Source organism: Enterobacter sp. 4974935 (assembly GCF_058661735.1).
On record NZ_JBZWGT010000003.1, the window covers coordinates 1964791 to 1982729 of the forward strand.

The window sequence follows — 17939 nt, forward strand, 5'->3', positions numbered from 1 at the left end:
TAATTCCCCTTACTAATAATAAAAGTGAAAACAAAAAGTAAGTAGTTAATGCAGTTTGTAGCTTGATATATATGTATAACTGCGTCCGCTCCTGGCACAGAGCGGAGAGTTGATCGTTGAGCGCACCCGGGCGGGGTTGGAGGCTGCTCGTGAGAAAGGACGAAGAGGTGGAAGGCGTCCGAAACTTACCGAGGAGCAATGGGCGCAGGCAGGCAGACTGATAGCGAACGGCGTGGACAGGAGGCAGGTAGCGATAATTATGACGTGGCAGTATGTACCCTTTATAAAAAATTCCACGTTTCAAAACCGGCTTAAATTTGCTCACATAGAGTTACAGTCGCAAAATTTACAAAACTCATAAATCGAATCGAGAGAGAAACTTAGAAACGAAGCGGTGAAGCTTTGAACAACCACTTGCGAACCGGTATATTGCGTATCCTCAAAAAGAAAACTACTGTATATAAATACAGTATCTTGAGGTGTGTGTAATGGAATTCATCAGGCCAGCAGAACTACGAGAAATTATTGCTCTCCCACTTTACAGCGACTTAGTGCAATGTGGTTTCCCGAGCCCCGCGGCTGATTACGTTGAACAGCGAATCGATCTCAATGAGCTACTTGTCGCTCACCCGAGCTCAACGTATTTCGTTAAGGCAGCCGGCGACTCAATGATCGAAGCCGGTATCAGCGATGGTGATCTGCTGGTGGTAGACAGCTCCAGGACTGCTGTGCACGGTGACATTGTAATTGCCGCCGTGGAAGGAGAATTCACAGTTAAACGCCTGCAGCTACGCCCTACCGTCCAGCTCATACCGATGAATAGCGCTTACTCACCGATCATTGTCGGTAGCGAGGATACGCTCGACGTGTTCGGTGTTGTGACTTTCATAGTTAAATCTGCGAGCTGAATATGTTTGCGCTCTGTGATGTGAATTCGTTCTACGCATCATGCGAGACGGTGTTTCGACCTGATTTGAGGGGGAGGCCGGTGGTTGTTCTCTCAAATAATGATGGCTGGAAATGAGCCCTCGCGTCGAAATTTACAGCATCGACGAAGCTTTTTGCGACCTGACTGGTGTTCGCAACTGCAGGGACCTGACGGAGTTCGGCAAAGAGATCCGTGCTACGGTTTTGAAGCGAACGCACCTGACTGTCGGGGTAGGCATCGCGCAGACGAAAACCCTCGCTAAGCTAGCAAATCATGCCGCCAAGAAATGGCAGAGGCAGACGGGGGGAGTTGTTGATTTGTCCAATATCGATCGCCAGCGACGACTCCTTGCCCTGGTACCTGTAGAGGATGTGTGGGGCGTCGGTAGGCGCATCAGCAAGAAGCTGAACGCCATGGGCATAAAAACTGCCCTCGACCTTTCTGAACAAAGCACGTGGATTGTCCGTAAGCACTTTAACGTGGTTCTCGAACGAACGGTCCGGGAGTTACGCGGCGAGCCATGCCTCGATCTAGAAGAGTTTGCACCTGCAAAGCAAGAAATCGTCTGCAGCAGGTCATTCGGCGAACGCATCACTGAATACGAACAAATGAGGCAAGCCGTTTGCTCTTATGCCGCCCGAGGCGCTGAAAAACTACGTGGCGAGCATCAGTATTGCCGCTTTATCTCTGCGTTCGTGAAAACCTCACCATTCGCGCTTAATGAGCCGTATTACGGTAACAGCGCGTCAGTGAAGCTTCTTACCCCCACCCAGGATTCCCGCGACATCATCAACGCCGCGGTAAAGTGCCTGGACAAAATCTGGAAAGACGGACACCGGTACCAGAAAGCCGGAGTAATGCTGGGTGACTTCTTCAGCCAGGGCGTAGCCCAGCTAAACTTGTTCGACGAAAACGCACCGCGGGCAGGTAGCGATAGGTTGATGGAAGTGCTTGATCACCTGAATGCTAAAGATGGAAAAGGCACGCTCTACTTTGCCGGGCAGGGTATACAGCAACAGTGGCGGATGAAGCGAGAAATGCTTTCGCCTCGATACACGACAAGGTATACGGACCTACTTAAGGTGCGATAGAGTTGCTTGAGTGCTACGACGTGCATATATGTGCTAATTAACCACATAAATAGGACCTTTTTTCAAGGTTATATCTTAATTTTGTGATACCCTTAAATTCGATTTTATTATGACTTTTATAACTTCGGAGCTTAGATGGCGGGGTATCTTGACAGTATTGCTCATCCTTGGACAATTTACGACATTCAGATGGCAATAATGTCTGATTTCACAACAGTACAAAAATCGATTGATAATACCGATGGCGGAAAACTGTGGAGGAGTATAAAAGAACTTGATGATGCGATTTGGGTATTTACTAAAAGTACCGCTGAGTTATTAGACAAAATTAATGAATTTGGTGAAAAAAGTAAGAGTGTGGAGTTCTGGCACCGTTCAAATGAAAAAAATTCAGAAGAATATGTTCGTGAAGTGAAACGTTATCTATATTATTGCACTTCTTCTTTGATGACTGTTGTTGATATCGCAAGATCTCTCAATAAAAATTGGCCACTAGAAGACATTATCGAACATCGTAATAAATTTTTTTCTACGCCAGGTTTGCACGATTTTTTACAAAAATTACGCAACTTCAGTTCTCATTGGCGTATGGCTCAGGCCAATTGGGTAATTAAAAGCGATTTTCAAAGCAAAACAATGGTTGCCAGTTTTGTAGTGAGCAAAGAGGAGTTGTTTGAATGGGGTGACTGGGGGAGTAAAGCAAAAAAATTCATAGAGGATGGAGGGGATTTTATTGATTTATACACAGTATTTACTGAATACAAGAAGCAGGTTCTGCAGTACTATGAGTGGCAGAAAGGGGCTTTAATTGAAGTTTATTCTCCAATATTGCAACCATTCTTTAATTATAAAAAAATGCATGAAGGGTTACATCAGAAAATGATGTGGAATATGATTATGTCAAGTATTCCTGCTGGTTTGAATCCTTATCAATATTTGTCTAGATATCTTTCAAATGCTCATGTTGAGTATATTTTGTCATTTGAGAATCACAGTGAGTAACAGGTTGATGCTTTAATAAAAATTTTAGGTATGGAAGGTTTTTGTGATTCTCAACTCAAAGCTAAGGTTATGAAAGTTTTCAAAGCATCACCAAAAACTCCTGATTAGCATTCGGAATGATTATTTGGTTGCTTTGATTTAGTTAACTATATACTGGATCTAATAAAATAAATGGTAATTGATGATGTTGAGAGGTGACTGGGGAATGTGCTTTATCTTTTTTACTATTCATAATAGTTAGCTTTGATTAACTTCACTCCCTGATTCTTAACATTGCCCACGGCGCGCGTAACGGCGTGCCAGATAAACTTGTCGGCCGGCACAGCGCCGTCGGCGGCTATCTCCTCAGCTTCTTTCCCGCCTATATCCTGTCGCATCCATTCGCGCGCCGCTTCTGGTGACAGAACAAGTGGCCGACGGTCGTGAATATCAACTAGGCCTTTATCAGCTGCAGACGTCACTATCAGAAAACCTTCTGCTTCATCGCCGCGCTCGAACGGCGTGCTGCCTATCGCAGCCATGAATATCGGCTGGCCGTCGGTGCGGTGAATGAAGTAGGGTTGTTTCTTGTCGCCTTCGCTTTTCCATTCGAACCAACCATCGGCGAAGCAGATTGCCCGGCCATGCTGCCAAAGAGGTTTGAACATTCGGCTGGTGGCCGCGGTTTCGACGCGCGCGTTAATCAGTGGCGACTTATCCCACCACTCGGGCGCGTAACCCCAGAGCACCGGATCGAGGTGCAGTTGTTCGTCGCGTTCGCTCAACAGCAGAACCTTGGTTCCAGGCGCGACGTTGTACCGGCCAATAGGTTCCGGGTCATAGGCAATGTCACGATCGGCTTCATCGGCCAGGTAAGCCAGATATTCTTCACGGGTTTGGGCTTGTGCAAAACGTCCACACATAGAAACCTCCAGTCAGTCAGACTGAAAGTATAGGGCAGAGAGAAAAAGTAGCGCGCTGGTTAAGTCTTACAAACGGATGCGGGACGTTTATGCTGATGAGGATGGAGTGCGTAAAGCGGTGTGTTACGAAGCTGGAAGGAGCTACGCAAAAGAGGGGGGTTTTGGGGGCAGATTTGGGGGCAAAAATGGGGAATAGGGGCAAAAAAAGGGCACGAAAAATGTAGTTCTGGGTAGCTTTAGGGGGATGTTATTATACTATAACTATTTGAATAAATTGATGAAATAAATGATATCAATGAGTAGGCAAAATCAGCGTAGCTTATTCAGGTTGTACTGTTCTTTCTTGTTAATCTCTTGATTTTGTTGCATCTATTCGTTACTCAGATCTCAAATGGGGCACAGGGTGAGAAAACGATTTCAAAGCGTCAGCTTCGTGTTCATCTCTTCTATCCATGTAGCATAGATTTCATACACCATCTGCGCATTTACGTGCCCCATCTGGTTAGCGATAAAAGACGGGTTTGCGGCTACCGGTAAAAACCAGCATGCGAAAGTGTGTCGTGTATGGTACGGATTGCAGCGCCGAATGCCAGCACGATTTACAAATGAGCCCCTCAAAGAAGTTTGGTTAAGACTAACGGGTTGTCTACACTTACAGCTTACGCAGTAAAAACGGAGGTGAAAATGTCTGACCGTCCCGTTAATGGAGACCATCCTGATTATAATCCCAGCCCGGATAACCCGGAAAAGGATGGAAGAAAACCGAAAGATGATCCTGGCTCAGCGCCTGAATCAGGCGATAAAGATCCAGAGTAATGACCAGCCGCCTTTACGAAGGCGGTTTTAAAACCCATTACGGCCTCGCTATGCGCAACGCTATTCACGATATTCCGATACCCGCTCAGAACCCCCCTGTTTTGCCGGACGAGAAGGTGAGATAAAGCACCGACCTCATCCCCGCGTTCCAGCACGTTTTACAGTTCTCCTGCTACGCTTTTGAGGGGAACAAGGGAGCGCTTCTATGAAAAATAAAGACGAACAGACAGGATTAGTTGGGCTGGCGATTGGTGCCGCCGTTATCGGGCTGGTTTCAGCGCAGAAGATCATCAACCGTGAAAGTATTGTCGATGAGCTGGTGAGGCTCGGCAGGCAGAAGGGGGATGGTGTCGAAGATGAGGTCTTTTTGAAAGCGGCTGAGTTAGTGAGAAAAGGGGTATAAGCGATGGCTGAAATTCGTCATGCACAGTGTCATTGTGGGGCGGTGAAATTTACTGTTGAGCTGACGGACGGCCTGAATACCGCACGGCGATGTAGCTGCTCGTTTTGCAGGATGCGCGGGGCAGTAGTGGTTTCCGCGCCGTTGACGGGTATTAAGGTGACGCAGGGCGCGGACACGCTCACAGAGTACCGTTTCAACACCGGCACGGCGCGCCATTTCTTCTGCTCGGTTTGCGGTATTTACACGTTCCATCAACGACGTTCCAATCCCAATGAATATGGTGTGAATGTCGCCTGTCTGGAAAATGTTACGCCATTCGACTTCCCGGAAGTGGCGGTAATGGATGGGATAAATCACCCTATGGATGGCGAGAGCGGGGTAATTGGCTATCTCTCTTTTCGCAAAGAACAGGCGAAACAGAGATAAAATTAGCCCGCAGATCGCTGCGGGCTAACGGGATTAGAACTGGTAAACCAGACCTAACGCTACGATGTCATCCGTACCGATGCCATTGTTTTTGTAGAATGAATCATCTTCATCCAGCAGGTTGATTTTATAATCAACATAGGTGGACATGTTTTTGTTGAAATAGTAGGTAGCACCGACGTCAGCGTATTTCACCAGGTCTTTATCGTCCTGTCCATTGCCCAGATCTTTACCTTTGGACTGTAAATAGGAAACAGCCGGACGAAGGCCGAAATCGAACTGATATTGTGCGGTCACTTCAAAGTTCTGGGTTTTATTTGCAACCGCATCTGCATTGTCGCCGTACGGCGTCATATTACGGGTTTCGGAATACATTGCAGCCAGGTAAATGTTGTTGGCATCGTATTTGAGGCCTGCGGTCCATGCATCCGCAGTATCACCGCCCGCAGTAGTGTAATTTACCTGATCGTTAGTACGGTCAGATGAAGCATATGCCGCGCCTGCGCTGAAGCCCATGCCGAAATCGTAGGTTGCGGAGATACCGTAACCGTCACCATTTTCATGACGTGTATCACGACCGTTGTTGGTCCCTTCATTGGTAGAGCAGAAATTCTCATCGCAGTTATTACCTTCATTATTACCCTGATACTGCACCGCGAAGTTCAGACCCTGCACCAGACCAAAGAAGTCGGTGTTACGGTAGGTCGCCACGCCGTTTGCACGACCGGTCATAAAGTTATCGGCATAAGTATAAGAGTCGCCACCAAATTCTGGCAGCATATCGGTCCAGCCTTCTACGTCGTACAGGACGCCATAGTTACGGCCGTAATCGAAGGATCCGTAGTCGCCTACCTTCACACCCGCGAAGGCCAGACGCGTCCAGGACTGATTGTCAGAGCCTTCGGTGTTGTTTGCCTGAATGTTGTATTCCCACTGCGCGTAACCGGTCATCATGTCGTTGATTTGGGTTTCACCTTTGAAACCCAGACGCATATAGGTTTGGTCGCCATCTTTTGACGCATCGTCAGAGAAATAATGCAGACCATCTACTTTGCCATACAGATCCAGTTTATTGCCGTCTTTATTATAAATTTCAGCTGCGTGAGCGGCTCCAGCCATTAACAAAGCGGGGATCATCAGTGCCAGTACTTTTCTTTGCATTTTGATTATTCCTTTGCAGTTATTTTTTTATTGCTTAGTGAACTTTCCGGGATGGAAAGCTGTCCCATGCTAAATCACACAGAGGGTTGATGAATAAAATATAATTGTTACGGGTTGAGTAAAATCTAAAGCAAATGATGCGTTTGAAATAACAATTGATGCCGTGAATTAATCGTTATAATCGATACAAAATAAAAATTATTAATTAAGTGGTAAAGAAGGTATTCTCCATGGCGTTATATGCCTTTAAGATTTTTTCATCCATAATTCACGTGAATATTGTTCAGAACGTTGAGGCAATTTTCACCGAACATTTGGATTAGCCCGGTGCACGTGCATCGGGCTTTTTTATGGCAAAAAAATGCCCGGGCAAGCCGGGCATAACGGTTATTCGCTGGTTGATTTTTCCGCTTTCCCCGCCAGCTGTGCAAGGAAGTCATAACGCTTCTGAAGATCCGCTGCCGCGTCCCTCCATAGCTGCTCTGCTACTTCTGGTTGTTGAGCGTTCAGCCTGCGGAAACGCTGCTCCTGAAGTAAGGTTTCGGCAAGGGCGTCTGAAGGCGGACGTGAATCCAGCGCCAGCGGTAATTTTCCTTCATCGGCACGGCGCGGGTCAAAGCGGTACAGCGGCCAGAAGCCGGTTGCGGTAAGCTGACGCATCTGGTCGTGGCTAAGCGCCAGATCGTAGCCATGCTCCTCACACGGGCTATAGGCGATGATCAGCGACGGGCCAGGATACGCTTCCGCTTCCTGAATGGCTTTCACCGTCTGGTTAAGCTGCGCGCCCAGCGAAATCTGAGCGACGTAGACGTGTCCATACATCATCATGCTGACGCCCAAATCTTTACGCGCCTTACGTTTGCCATGCTCACCAAATTTCGTGACCGCACCCAGTGGCGTTGCTTTCGAGGCCTGTCCGCCGGTGTTGGAATAACACTGAGTATCAAGCACCAGAATGTTAACGTTTTCGGTGAGGCTCAGGACGTGATCAAGACCACCGAAACCAATATCGTAGGCCCACCCGTCGCCACCGATCAGCCAGATAGATTTTTCAACCAGCGCGTCAGCATCGGTCAGCAGTTGTTCAGCCCCTTCAACACCCTGAAGCGCGTGGCGCAGTTCAGCAACCTGTGCGCGACGAACATCAGGCGTGGCCTCCGCATGCAGGGCGTCATTCAGCTCTGCCGGGATTTTATCGGCACACTGTTCTAGCAGACGCATTACGCGGGCGCGGTGCTGATCGACAGTCAGGCGGAATCCCAGACCAAATTCTGCGTTATCCTCAAATAGCGAGTTTGCCCAAGCCGGGCCGCGGCCATACGCGTCGGTGGTATAAGGCGTTGACGGCAAGTTCCCCCCATAGATTGACGAGCAGCCCGTCGCGTTGGCAATCAGCATCCGGTCGCCGTAAAGCTGGGTAAGCAGTTTGATGTACGGCGTTTCACCGCATCCGGAACACGCCCCGGAGTACTCGAAGAGGGGGGTGATGAGCTGCGAGGTACGAATGTCAATGCGTTCCAGCTTGTTGCGATCGATTTCGGGCAGGTCGAGGAAGAAGTCATAATTCACTTTCTCTTCTTCAACATGTTCCAGACGCGACATCATATTAATGGCTTTGATTGAGGGATCCTGACGATCTTTCGCCGGGCACACCTCGACGCACAGGTTACAGCCGGTACAGTCCTCTGGTGCCACCTGAAGAACATATTTCTGGCCACGCATATCACGGGATTTTACATCCAGCGAGTGCAGACTTTCCGGTGCGTCCGCCATCGCTTCTGGCGACACCACTTTGGCGCGAATGGCCGAGTGCGGGCAGGCCGCCACGCAGTGGTTGCACTGGGTGCACAGCTCTTCTTTCCAGATAGGGATCGCTTCGGCAATGTTGCGTTTTTCCCAGCGGGTCGTGCCCATCGGCCAGGTGCCATCAGGCGGAAGCGCAGAGACGGGAAGAGTGTCGCCCAACCCGGCAAGCATCGCCGCCGTAACGGTTTTGACGAAATCCGGGGCAGCGTCAGACACCACTGGCGGCCGGTTCGGGCTGCTGGTATTGACCGGCTGCAACGGCACCTCGAACAGCGACTCGCGGGCCAGCGCCAGCGCCTGCCAGTTGCGCTCAACCAGCTCCTGACCTTTGCTGCTGTAGCTTTTGGCTATCGCCCCCTGGAGCTCCATCAGCGCGCTGTCGCCCGGCAGAATATTGGTCAGGTGGAAGAACGCCATCTGCATAACCGTATTGATACGCGCGGCCAGGCCGCACTCGCGGGCGATCTTCGCGGCGTTAATGACATACAGGCGCGCCTGTTTCTGGTTTAGCACCGCCTGGACTTCCTGGGGCAGTCGTGCCCAGACCTCATCGGCGCTATACGGGGTGTTGATCAGGAAAATACCGCCGGGCTTCAGGCGCTCGGCCATCTGGTATTTATCGATAAACTGGAGCTGATGACAGCCAACAAAATCCGCCTGAGAAATCAGGTATGCCGAGCGGATTGGATGTTCGCTGACGCGCAGGTGCGAGACGGTCAACCCGCCCGCTTTTTTGGAATCGTAGACGAAATACCCTTGCGCATACCACGGCGTGGAGTTACCGATAATTTTGATGTTGTTCTTGGTCGCCGAGACGCTGCCGTCGCTGCCCAGACCGTAGAACAGCGCTTCCAGTTTCGCATTCGAGGGCAGGGTGTTTTCCGGCAAAGGGAGAGAAAGGTTAGTCACGTCATCATAAATGCCAACCGTAAAGCGCGGCTTCGGTTTTGCCTCGCGCAGTTCAGCAAATACGGCCAGGACGCACTCCGGCCCGAACTCTTTGGAAGACAAACCATAACGCCCGCCAATGACGCGCGGCAGCGTTTCGCGTTCACCGTGATTAAACGCCTCAGCCAGAGCGGTCATTACATCAAGGTAAAGGGGTTCAGCCTGCGCGCCAGGCTCTTTGGTGCGGTCAAGTACCGCCACGGCACGCGCGCTTTCCGGCAGGGCTGCGAGCAGATGTTTCGCAGAGAATGGACGGTAGAGGCGAACTTTTAGTACGCCAACTTTTTCACCACGCGTAAGAAGCTCATCGACCACCTCTTCGCAGGTGCCGATGGCGGAGCCCATCAGGACGATCACGCGCTCGGCCTGCGGATGACCGTAATATTCAAATGGCTTATATGCGCGACCCGTCGCAGCGGAAAAATCGTCCATCGCCTGTTCGACGTGCTCATATACCGCGTTGTACCACGGGTTTGTCGCCTCGCGGGACTGGAAATAGGTATCCGGGTTGGCAGAGGTACCCCGGATCACCGGATGTTCCGGATTGAGGGCGCGAGCGCGATGCGCATCGATGTCAGCCTGCGGCAGCAGATTCAGTATGGTGTCATCCGGCAGCGGAACGATTTTGTTGATCTCGTGGGACGTGCGAAAACCATCGAAGAAATGAATAAATGGCACTCGGCTTTTCAGCGTAGCGATATGCGATATCAGCGCGAAGTCCTGTGATTCCTGTACGCTGCTGGCGCAGAGCATAGCGCAGCCGGTCTGACGCACGGCCATCACGTCTGAGTGGTCGCCAAAAATAGAGAGAGCGTGAGTGGCTACGGTGCGTGCGGCAACGTGCAGGACAAACGGCGTTAATTGCCCTGCCAGCTTGTAAAGCGTGGGGATCATCAACAGCAGCCCCTGAGATGACGTGAACGAGGTCGACAGGGCACCGGTCTGCAACGCACCATGCACGGTGGCAATGGCCCCGGCTTCGGACTGCATCTCAACAACCCGCGGGACATCGCCCCAGACGTTTTTTATCCCATTACCAGCCCAGGCGTCAGCCTGTTCAGCCATCGTGGAGCTGGGAGTGATGGGGTAGATGGCGATCACTTCGCTGGTACGAAACGCAACAGACGCGACTGCACCATTGCCGTCAATAGTTTGCATAGGACAACACCCTTACATTGCGCAAAAAGAGGGGCCTGTAAAACGACGACAGACCCTGAATATTATCTGTGTATTTTAGCAAAGCTCAGGTTTTACGATTTTCGCTTTTGTGTCCTTGGGATGCGCTGTATCAATGACTGGATGGCTATTCGCGATAAAAAATTGCGAGAAATTGTTACCAGAGCGCATAAATACGCACATCCACTCTCGACGATGCGGCGCGTGATGCCTATTATGCATAGGTTTCGCTTTAACTATGGGGAGGAAGGTATGCGTTCTGCATTTTGGGTCGGATGTGCCGCGTTACTGTTGTCGGCATGCAGCAATGAACCTGTACAGCAGGCGACAGCGGCACACGTTACGCCAGGTATGCGAGCGGCTATGTCCAGTTCAGGCCAGGCCAACTGCGCAATGATCGGAGGGTCACTCTCCGTTGCCCGTCAGCTCGACGGCTCCGCTATCGGCATGTGCGCGTTGCCAAACGGCAAACGCTGTAGTGAGCAGTCGCTTGCCGTAGGATCGTGCGGAAGTTACTGAGTTATTCAACTCGCTTAAACATTAAAGACTTATTGGCTGTCGCCAGCGTTAACTGGTCTTCGGTCAGGTCTACCTGAGCGCCTGTGCGTAGCATATCGGCGAGGGTCTGATCCAGTTCATTAAGCTGCGGCTCGGTGCAGAGTTTCCGCGTCATTGCCAGCGTTTTGACCGTCAACTCTCCTTCGGACAATTTTCCCTGGCCGTTGAAGCCGTTGCACATTGTGCCGGAGACGGCAATGTTGTTAATCAGGCTGATACTGGGCTGCGCGCTGAACCGAATTTCAGGCTGCGTTTTCAGGCCCTTAACCGCTTTTCCATCAACGTTTTCCAGCACGAAACGGTGATTCTCTAACTGATCGGTCTGAACGGAGGCTTTACCGGGATTAACGCATCCCGCCAGTGCGAGGCTGATTAAACTTACTGCCGCGAGCTTTTTCATTTTTCTTCTCAAACTATCAATGCTGTAAATATTTTTTCAGTGTAACCATACCCTCCAGGGTGTTAATGGGGTTTATCTGAAAGTGCGGGAAGGGACCGGGCGGCGGCGCACCCGGTCAGTGAGTTAGTGCGATTTAAATCCGGCTGCGGCCATCAGCATTTTAAAGAGCATACTTACGCAGGCCAGCGCCAGGACGCTGCCGCCCCAGATGATGGCAAGCCACATCAAACGTTTCCATACTGGTTGTTGCATCAGTGATAACCCTCCCCATGCTGTACTTTTCCGCGAAAAACGTAATAACTCCAGAAGGTGTAGACCAGAATCACGGGAATGATCAACAGTGCACCCACTAACATAAAGCCCTGGCTTTGGGCTGGCGCAGCGGCCTGCCACAGGGTAATGTCCGGCGGGATGATATGCGGCCAGATGCTGATCCCAAGCCCGCTAAAGCCAAGAAAAACCAGCCCTAACGTCATGATAAACGGCAGGGTATGGCTCGCAGGATCGTGCAGGCAGCGCCACTGGCACAGACTCAGGATCGCAACCAGCGCAGGAACGGGCAGCAGATAAAACAGATTCGGCAGCGTAAACCAGCGCGCAGCAATAGCTGGTTGGGCGAGAGGGGTCCAGATACTGATTACTGCAATGAATACCAGAAGCAGGGGCAGAAGCACTTTCGATAGCTGACGCATCCGCTTTTGCAGGGCATTTTCGCTTTTCATTACCAGCCACGTTGATCCTAGCAGCGCGTAAGCCACTACAAGACCCGCACCGCAGAAAAAATTGAACGCGGTAAACCAGTCAAACGGACCACCGCTGTAAGCGCGACCGGTGACGCTGAACCCCTGGATGACCGCACCGACGGTGATGCCCTGGCTGAAGGTCGCCACAATTGACCCGCCAATAAAGGCCTTATCCCAGAACGGGCGGTGCGCCGGAGTGGCCTTGAAACGAAATTCGAAGGCGACCCCACGAAATATAAGCCCGATCAGCATTATTGTCAGTGGAATGGTTAGCGCGTCGATGATAACCGCATAGGCGAGAGGAAAGGCGCCAAACAGGGCCGCACCGCCAAGCACCAGCCAGGTTTCGTTGCCATCCCAGACGGGAGCCACGCTGTTGACCATCACGTCGCGGTCGTCCGCATTCGGCGTTGCCGGAAACAGGATGCCTATCCCCAGATCAAAACCGTCCATCACGATATACATCAACGTGGCGAAAACGATAATCACGAACCAGATAATGGAAAGATCGATACCCATTACGGTTACTCCTTAAATTCAGTGGTGACGGCAGAAAGCGGACGAGCAGGGCGGCCATCGGATTCAGTCGCGAAGGATTCATAAGGCTGCGGCCCTTTTTTAATCAGACGCACCATATAGCTGTAACCCACGCCGAACACCGCGGTATAAACCACGAAGAAGGCCAGCAAGCTGATGCTCATGTGCAGATCGCCATGTGCGGAAACCGCATCCTTCGTACGCTGTAGCCCATAGACGATCCAGGGCTGGCGGCCGACCTCCGTTGTTACCCATCCGGCGAGGATCGCGATCAGCCCGGACGGCCCCATCAGCAGGGCAAACCACAGGAAGGAACGTGAGGTGTAGAGGCGCTGTTTGTAACGCAGCCAGACCGCCACCATGCCCAGGAAGAGCATCAACATCCCTAAACCGGCCATGATGCGGAAAGACCAAAAGACAATGGTGGCGTTCGGGCGATCGTCTTTTGGGAACTCCTTCAATGCCGGAACTTGTTTATCGAAACTGTGGGTCAGGATAAGGCTGCCGAGAGCGGGAATTTCAAGGCTAAAACGGGTCCGTTCCTGCTCCATATCCGGCCAGCCAAACAGCAGCAACGGAGTAGGCTCACCCGGGGGATTCTCCCAGTGGCCTTCAATGGCGGCTATTTTCGCGGGCTGGTGTTTTAAGGTATTAAGCCCGTGCATATCACCCACCAGTGCCTGAACAGGGGCTACGATCAACGTCATCCACAACGCCATGGAGAGCATGGTGCGAATGGCAGGCGTGTTGTTTCCGCGCAGCAAATGCCAGGCCGCGGAGGCTCCGACAAACAGCGCGCTGCTGAGAAATGCCGCAATCGACATGTGCAGCAGGCGGTAAGGGAAGGAGGGGTTAAACACCACGGCAAACCAGTCCACCGGAACGACCTGACCGTTGATGATTTCATACCCTTGCGGTGTATGCATCCAGCTGTTTGACGAGAGGATCCAGAACGTAGACATGAGGGTCCCCAGTGCCACCATGCAGGTCGAAAAGAAGTGCAGCCCCGGCCCGACCTTATTCCAGCCAAACAACATTACCCCGAGGAACCCCGCCTCGAGGAAGAACGCGGTGAGCACTTCATAGGTCAGCAGAGGGCCGGTAATGCTGCCCGCAAACTGCGAAAATCCGCTCCAGTTGGTGCCAAACTGATAAGCCATCACCAGGCCGGAGACCACGCCCATCCCAAAGTTGACGGCGAAGATCTTCGACCAGAAATGGTACAGCGAACGCCAGACGGGGTTTTTTGTTTTCAGCCACAGCCCTTCCAGCACGGCGAGATAGCTCGCCAGGCCAATGGTTATCGCCGGAAAAATAATATGAAAGGATACGGTAAAGGCGAACTGTATTCGCGCAAGATGAAACGCATCTGGACCAAACATGCACTGCCTCAATGTTAAACGGTGTGCTGTTATGATAAAGAGGGGGAAAATGAGATATCAGAAGCAGAAATTGATAATTTATCTATAACAGTTGTGGGAAAAGGTGAACTTTATCTGGCTGATATAGCTAACAAGGAAGAATAAAAAATTTCTTTTTATGATTTTTACGCATTAAACAGCTTGCTTTGTCGCCAGCAACATGCGTTAATGGATTTCTGGTTTTGAATCCAAATAAATATCTGACGTAGTTTTATAAAGCAGTTCTCATCACGTTGTGCCTCTCCGCAGCCTCTCTTGGGTCTTTATCTACATTCCGATTAGTTTTGTATCGAACCAACTTTTGCCTGATCGGCTCATGAGTAATTTACGTTTTTACGTTTACAGGAGAATCCTATGACTTCTTATATCCATTTCCGCTGCCCATGCTGTCATGGCTCGCAGTACCGCACCTCAGCTTTTGATGTGTCTGACAAAAATCCGTTCGGCGCAAAATGCATTTTCTGCAAATCGTCGATGATCACGCTCGACCACCTGGCCGCAGCGCGTTCTGCTCAGAATCACATTACTGAGTACCGCAAGTAATCTACCGCGTTTCCCATAACAGTTAGCAAATTCTTCTCTTTTTCTCCTGCTGATATACACTGTCAGCAATAAGGAGAATCTGATGAAAAAATACCAGCGTCTGGCGCAACAAATTATCTCGCAGATTGAGCTTGGCGTATGGTTGCCGGGCGATAAGCTGCCTTCTCTGCGAGAGCAGGTGGCAAGCAGCGGCATGAGTTTCATGACCGTGGGCCACGCGTATCAGATGCTGGAAAGTCAGGGGCGCATTGTTGCCAGACCGCAGTCAGGCTATTACGTTGCCGCCCGCCCGACCACACACCAGCCTGCACCGCCCGCGCAGGTGATGCGCGATGAAGTGGTCGACATCAATACCTATATCTTCGACGTGCTACAGGCCAGCCGCGACCCCTCCGTTGTCCCTTTTGCCTCGGCATTTCCCGATCCGCGCCTATTCCCGCTTCAGCAACTCAACCGCTCGCTGGCTAATGTCAGTAAAACGGCCACGGCTATGAGCGTGATTGAAAACCTGCCGCCGGGTAACGTCGACTTACGTCATGCCATTGCCCGTCGCTACGCTCAGCAGGGGATGAATATCTCCCCGGACGAAATTGTGATCACCGCGGGCGCGCTCGAAGCACTCAACCTTAGTTTGCAGGCTGTCACTGAACCAGGTGACTGGGTTATCGTTGAAAACCCCTGTTTTTATGGCGCACTCCAGGCACTTGAACGTCTGAAACTGAAAGCGCTGTCGGTTGCTACTGACGTGCGTGAGGGCATCGATCTCAGTGCCCTTGAGCAGGCGTTAAATGATTATCCGGTGAAAGCCTGCTGGCTGATGACCAACAGTCAGAACCCGCTCGGCTTCACGCTGAGTGCAGAGAAGAAAGCTCAGCTGGTGGCCTTATTAACCCGGCATAACGTCACGCTGATTGAAGACGATGTTTACAGCGAACTCTACTTTGGCCGCGAAAAGCCGCTTCCGGCAAAGGCCTGGGATAAGCAGGATATGACGTTGCACTGCTCCTCATTCTCCAAGTGTCTGGTGGCCGGTTTCCGTATTGGCTGGGTGGCGGCGGGAAAACATGCGCGCCGTATTCAGCAGTTACAGCTGATGAGTACGTTATCCACCAGCTCCCCCATGCAGCTGGCGCTGGTGGATTACCTGGCTACCAAACGTTACGACGCCCACCTTCGTCGCCTGCGGCGCACGCTTGCTGAACGCAAACAGCAGGCCTGGCAATCGCTTTTGCGCCATATGCCTGCTGGCGTCAAAATCCATCATAACGACAGCGGCTACTTTTTATGGCTGGAACTGCCTGAACAGCTGGATGCGGGGCAGTTGAGTGAAAAGGCATTAACTCATCAAATCAGCATTGCGCCCGGCAAAATGTTTTCCACGTCCAATATCTGGACACCGTTTTTCCGTTTCAATACCTCATGGGGATGGGGCGAGCGGGAGGAGCAGGCGGTCGTCCAGCTGGCGGCGTTAATTCGCGAAATGATGCTGCCCCCAGTCACACCTTGATGAAAATTCCTGAAGCGACATGACGCGCGGTCTACCTTTAGTAAGGGAGTGTGGATTGGTAACGTGACGTTGTCACGCATCGACCCGCCAGAACGTGTGCTGACAGCGAAAACAATGTCGATTTCAACAGGACGATACTATGCAAAATCAACTGCTGATTAATGGTGAACTGGTGACCGGCGAGGGTGAGAAGCAGGCGGTTTACAATCCTGCCACGGGTGAAGTATTGCTGGAGATTGCTGAAGCGTCGGCAGCACAGGTGGACGCTGCCGTCCAGGCTGCCGATCGCGCGTTCACAGAGTGGGGACAAACGACGCCGAAAACGCGCGCCGAATGTCTGTTGAAACTGGCTGATGTGATAGAAGCCAACGCTGACGCGTTCGCAAATCTGGAATCCCTTAACTGCGGGAAACCGCTGCACTGTGTCCAGGGGGACGAGATCCCGGCCGTGGTCGATGTGTTTCGCTTCTTTGCCGGGGCCGCCCGCTGCCTGAATGGGCTGGCTGCCGGAGAATACCTCGAAGGACATACCTCGATGATCCGCCGCGACCCGGTTGGCGTTGTCGCCTCTATCGCGCCCTGGAACTATCCTCTGATGATGGCGGCGTGGAAGCTGGCGCCCGCGCTGGCGGCGGGAAACTGTGTCGTCATCAAGCCGTCTGAAATCACCCCGTTGACGGCGCTGAAGCTGGCGGAACTGGCGAAAGATATCTTCCCGCCAGGCGTGTTGAGCGTGCTGTTTGGTCGCGGCAAAACCGTAGGAGATCCGCTGACCGGTCACGAAAAAGTCCGTATGGTTTCTCTCACCGGCTCTATTGCTACCGGAGAACATATTATCGGGCATACCGCATCTTCAGTTAAACGTACCCATATGGAATTGGGTGGAAAAGCCCCGGTCATTGTCTTTGACGATGCAGATTTGGATGCCGTGGTTGAAGGCGTGCGTACGTTTGGTTTCTACAATGCTGGTCAGGATTGTACCGCAGCCTGTCGTATCTATGCCCAGAAGGGGATTTACTCCGCGCTGGTCGAAAAGCTGGGCGCAGCTGTTACCAGCCTGAAAATGGGCGCGCCGGACGATACATCAACGGAGCTGGGCCCGCTCAGCTCCGCTGCGCATCTTTCTCGCGTTTGCGCTGCCGTGGACGAAGCCAAAGCCCTTGGACATATCCGCGTCGTCACCGGTGGCAGTAAAAGAGAGGGGGCAGGATATTACTTCCAGCCAACGCTGCTGGCCGGGGCGAAGCAGGAAGATGCGATCGTCCAGCGAGAAGTGTTTGGCCCGGTGGTCAGCGTGACGGAATTTGAGGATGAAGCGCAGGTGCTGAGCTGGGCTAACGATTCGCAATACGGCCTGGCCTCGTCCGTCTGGACAAAAGACGTCGGACGCGCCCATCGACTCAGCGCACGGTTGCAGTATGGCTGCACCTGGGTCAATACCCATTTTATGCTGGTGAGCGAAATGCCGCACGGCGGAATGAAATTATCCGGTTACGGCAAAGATATGTCGATCTACGGACTTGAGGATTACACGGTAGTCCGACATGTGATGATCAAACACTAAACCCTCA

The 17939-nt window shown here is 51.6% G+C and carries 16 protein-coding genes and 3 pseudogenes; 11 read left to right on the forward strand and 8 right to left on the reverse strand.

Annotated features, from left to right (window positions below; all coding sequences use genetic code 11):
- Window positions 1-106: 106 nt before the first annotated feature.
- The 4 genes and pseudogenes from AC4OVS_RS10640 to AC4OVS_RS10655 all read left to right on the forward strand — a co-directional run.
- Window positions 107-315: pseudogene (locus tag AC4OVS_RS10640) on the forward strand (helix-turn-helix domain-containing protein); the annotation flags it as partial.
- 173 nt (window positions 316-488) lie between these two features.
- A complete protein-coding gene (locus tag AC4OVS_RS10645) occupies window positions 489-908 on the forward strand; it encodes a translesion error-prone DNA polymerase V autoproteolytic subunit (protein ID WP_324286485.1) in 420 nt (139 codons plus the stop codon).
- A 2-nt stretch (window positions 909-910) separates the two neighbouring features.
- Window positions 911-2019 (forward strand): annotated as a pseudogene (gene umuC / locus AC4OVS_RS10650) (translesion error-prone DNA polymerase V subunit UmuC).
- Window positions 2020-2217: 198 nt separating this feature from the next.
- Window positions 2218-3021 (forward strand): hypothetical protein, encoded by an 804-nt coding sequence (locus AC4OVS_RS10655; protein WP_462825272.1) that lies wholly within the window; start codon window positions 2218-2220, stop codon window positions 3019-3021.
- 224 nt (window positions 3022-3245) lie between these two features.
- Here AC4OVS_RS10655 and AC4OVS_RS10660 read toward each other — a convergent pair whose 3' ends face one another.
- Both AC4OVS_RS10660 and AC4OVS_RS10665 read right to left on the reverse strand, forming a co-directional pair.
- Window positions 3246-3923, reverse strand: coding sequence for an SOS response-associated peptidase (locus tag AC4OVS_RS10660; protein WP_462825273.1), 678 nt, complete (start codon window positions 3921-3923; stop codon window positions 3246-3248).
- A gap of 417 nt (window positions 3924-4340) precedes the next feature.
- Window positions 4341-4526, reverse strand: a pseudogene (locus AC4OVS_RS10665) (tyrosine-type recombinase/integrase); the annotation flags it as partial.
- A gap of 81 nt (window positions 4527-4607) precedes the next feature.
- Between AC4OVS_RS10665 and AC4OVS_RS10670 the strand changes: the two are divergent.
- The 3 genes from AC4OVS_RS10670 (at window position 4608) to AC4OVS_RS10680 (ending at window position 5568) form a co-directional block, all read left to right on the forward strand.
- Window positions 4608-4739, forward strand: a complete 132-nt coding sequence (locus AC4OVS_RS10670) for a hypothetical protein (RefSeq protein ID WP_255248590.1) — start codon at window positions 4608-4610, stop codon at window positions 4737-4739.
- 205 nt (window positions 4740-4944) lie between these two features.
- Window positions 4945-5142 (forward strand): hypothetical protein, encoded by a 198-nt coding sequence (locus tag AC4OVS_RS10675; protein ID WP_022648260.1) that lies wholly within the window; start codon window positions 4945-4947, stop codon window positions 5140-5142.
- A 3-nt stretch (window positions 5143-5145) separates the two neighbouring features.
- Window positions 5146-5568: a GFA family protein gene (locus tag AC4OVS_RS10680; RefSeq protein ID WP_058646477.1), complete on the forward strand. Its 423-nt coding sequence runs from the start codon at window positions 5146-5148 to the stop codon at window positions 5566-5568.
- A gap of 33 nt (window positions 5569-5601) precedes the next feature.
- On the opposite strand, the gene ompC is transcribed toward AC4OVS_RS10680, so the two are convergent.
- Window positions 5602-6729 carry a porin OmpC gene (gene ompC / locus AC4OVS_RS10685; protein ID WP_022648258.1) on the reverse strand — a complete coding sequence of 376 codons (1128 nt, stop codon included), beginning with the start codon at window positions 6727-6729 and terminating at the stop codon, window positions 5602-5604.
- A gap of 387 nt (window positions 6730-7116) precedes the next feature.
- Window positions 7117-10641, reverse strand: a complete 3525-nt coding sequence (gene nifJ / locus AC4OVS_RS10690; protein ID WP_491922386.1) for a pyruvate:ferredoxin (flavodoxin) oxidoreductase — start codon at window positions 10639-10641, stop codon at window positions 7117-7119.
- 270 nt (window positions 10642-10911) lie between these two features.
- Here nifJ and AC4OVS_RS10695 point away from each other — a divergent pair, with 270 nt between their 5' ends.
- A complete protein-coding gene (locus tag AC4OVS_RS10695) occupies window positions 10912-11178 on the forward strand; it encodes a putative hemolysin (protein WP_003856935.1) in 267 nt (88 codons plus the stop codon).
- A 1-nt stretch (window position 11179) separates the two neighbouring features.
- Here the strand turns inward: AC4OVS_RS10695 and hslJ are convergent, their stop codons facing one another.
- The 4 genes from hslJ to AC4OVS_RS10715 all read right to left on the reverse strand — a co-directional run bounded on the left by hslJ (window position 11180) and on the right by AC4OVS_RS10715 (window position 14279).
- A complete protein-coding gene (gene hslJ / locus AC4OVS_RS10700; RefSeq protein WP_023300211.1) occupies window positions 11180-11617 on the reverse strand; it encodes a heat shock protein HslJ in 438 nt (145 codons plus the stop codon).
- 123 nt (window positions 11618-11740) lie between these two features.
- Complete coding sequence (locus AC4OVS_RS10705) at window positions 11741-11869, reverse strand: DUF2474 domain-containing protein (protein WP_017693358.1); 129 nt, start codon at window positions 11867-11869, stop codon at window positions 11741-11743.
- The gene (gene cydB / locus AC4OVS_RS10710) at window positions 11869-12879 is read right to left on the reverse strand and encodes a cytochrome d ubiquinol oxidase subunit II (protein WP_415343056.1); all 1011 of its coding nucleotides are present in this window, start codon (window positions 12877-12879) and stop codon (window positions 11869-11871) included. Before cydB ends, AC4OVS_RS10705 begins: the two co-directional genes overlap by 1 nt.
- A gap of 5 nt (window positions 12880-12884) precedes the next feature.
- Entirely contained in the window at window positions 12885-14279 is a 1395-nt protein-coding gene (locus tag AC4OVS_RS10715; RefSeq protein ID WP_280004573.1) for a cytochrome ubiquinol oxidase subunit I, read from the reverse strand.
- A 393-nt stretch (window positions 14280-14672) separates the two neighbouring features.
- On the opposite strand from AC4OVS_RS10715, the gene ymcF reads away from it, so the two are divergent.
- The 3 genes from ymcF to patD all read left to right on the forward strand — a co-directional run bounded on the left by ymcF (window position 14673) and on the right by patD (window position 17932).
- Window positions 14673-14861, forward strand: coding sequence for a cold shock small protein YmcF (gene ymcF / locus AC4OVS_RS10720; protein ID WP_017693360.1), 189 nt, complete (start codon window positions 14673-14675; stop codon window positions 14859-14861).
- A gap of 82 nt (window positions 14862-14943) precedes the next feature.
- The gene (locus AC4OVS_RS10725; protein WP_038416126.1) at window positions 14944-16368 is read left to right on the forward strand and encodes an aminotransferase-like domain-containing protein; all 1425 of its coding nucleotides are present in this window, start codon (window positions 14944-14946) and stop codon (window positions 16366-16368) included.
- Window positions 16369-16507: 139 nt separating this feature from the next.
- Entirely contained in the window at window positions 16508-17932 is a 1425-nt protein-coding gene (gene patD / locus AC4OVS_RS10730) for an aminobutyraldehyde dehydrogenase (protein ID WP_048966806.1), read from the forward strand.
- Window positions 17933-17939 lie beyond the last annotated feature (7 nt).

Bases quoted from the DNA above. Each gene is read 5' to 3' on its own strand.
- AC4OVS_RS10680 (WP_058646477.1), top strand. From the start codon at position 5,146: ATGGCTGAAATTCGTCATGCACAGTGTCATTGTGGGGCGGTGAAATTT.
- AC4OVS_RS10725 (WP_038416126.1), top strand. From the start codon at position 14,944: ATGAAAAAATACCAGCGTCTGGCGCAACAAATTATCTCGCAGATTGAG.
- nifJ (WP_491922386.1), bottom strand. From the start codon at position 10,641: ATGCAAACTATTGACGGCAATGGTGCAGTCGCGTCTGTTGCGTTTCGT.
- hslJ (WP_023300211.1), bottom strand. From the start codon at position 11,617: ATGAAAAAGCTCGCGGCAGTAAGTTTAATCAGCCTCGCACTGGCGGGA.
- cydB (WP_415343056.1), bottom strand. From the start codon at position 12,879: ATGGGTATCGATCTTTCCATTATCTGGTTCGTGATTATCGTTTTCGCC.
- AC4OVS_RS10645 (WP_324286485.1), top strand. From the start codon at position 489: ATGGAATTCATCAGGCCAGCAGAACTACGAGAAATTATTGCTCTCCCA.
- patD (WP_048966806.1), top strand. From the start codon at position 16,508: ATGCAAAATCAACTGCTGATTAATGGTGAACTGGTGACCGGCGAGGGT.
- AC4OVS_RS10715 (WP_280004573.1), bottom strand. From the start codon at position 14,279: ATGTTTGGTCCAGATGCGTTTCATCTTGCGCGAATACAGTTCGCCTTT.
- AC4OVS_RS10695 (WP_003856935.1), top strand. From the start codon at position 10,912: ATGCGTTCTGCATTTTGGGTCGGATGTGCCGCGTTACTGTTGTCGGCA.
- AC4OVS_RS10675 (WP_022648260.1), top strand. From the start codon at position 4,945: ATGAAAAATAAAGACGAACAGACAGGATTAGTTGGGCTGGCGATTGGT.
- ompC (WP_022648258.1), bottom strand. From the start codon at position 6,729: ATGCAAAGAAAAGTACTGGCACTGATGATCCCCGCTTTGTTAATGGCT.
- AC4OVS_RS10655 (WP_462825272.1), top strand. From the start codon at position 2,218: ATGTCTGATTTCACAACAGTACAAAAATCGATTGATAATACCGATGGC.
- AC4OVS_RS10670 (WP_255248590.1), top strand. From the start codon at position 4,608: ATGTCTGACCGTCCCGTTAATGGAGACCATCCTGATTATAATCCCAGC.
- AC4OVS_RS10660 (WP_462825273.1), bottom strand. From the start codon at position 3,923: ATGTGTGGACGTTTTGCACAAGCCCAAACCCGTGAAGAATATCTGGCT.
- AC4OVS_RS10705 (WP_017693358.1), bottom strand. From the start codon at position 11,869: ATGCAACAACCAGTATGGAAACGTTTGATGTGGCTTGCCATCATCTGG.
- ymcF (WP_017693360.1), top strand. From the start codon at position 14,673: ATGACTTCTTATATCCATTTCCGCTGCCCATGCTGTCATGGCTCGCAG.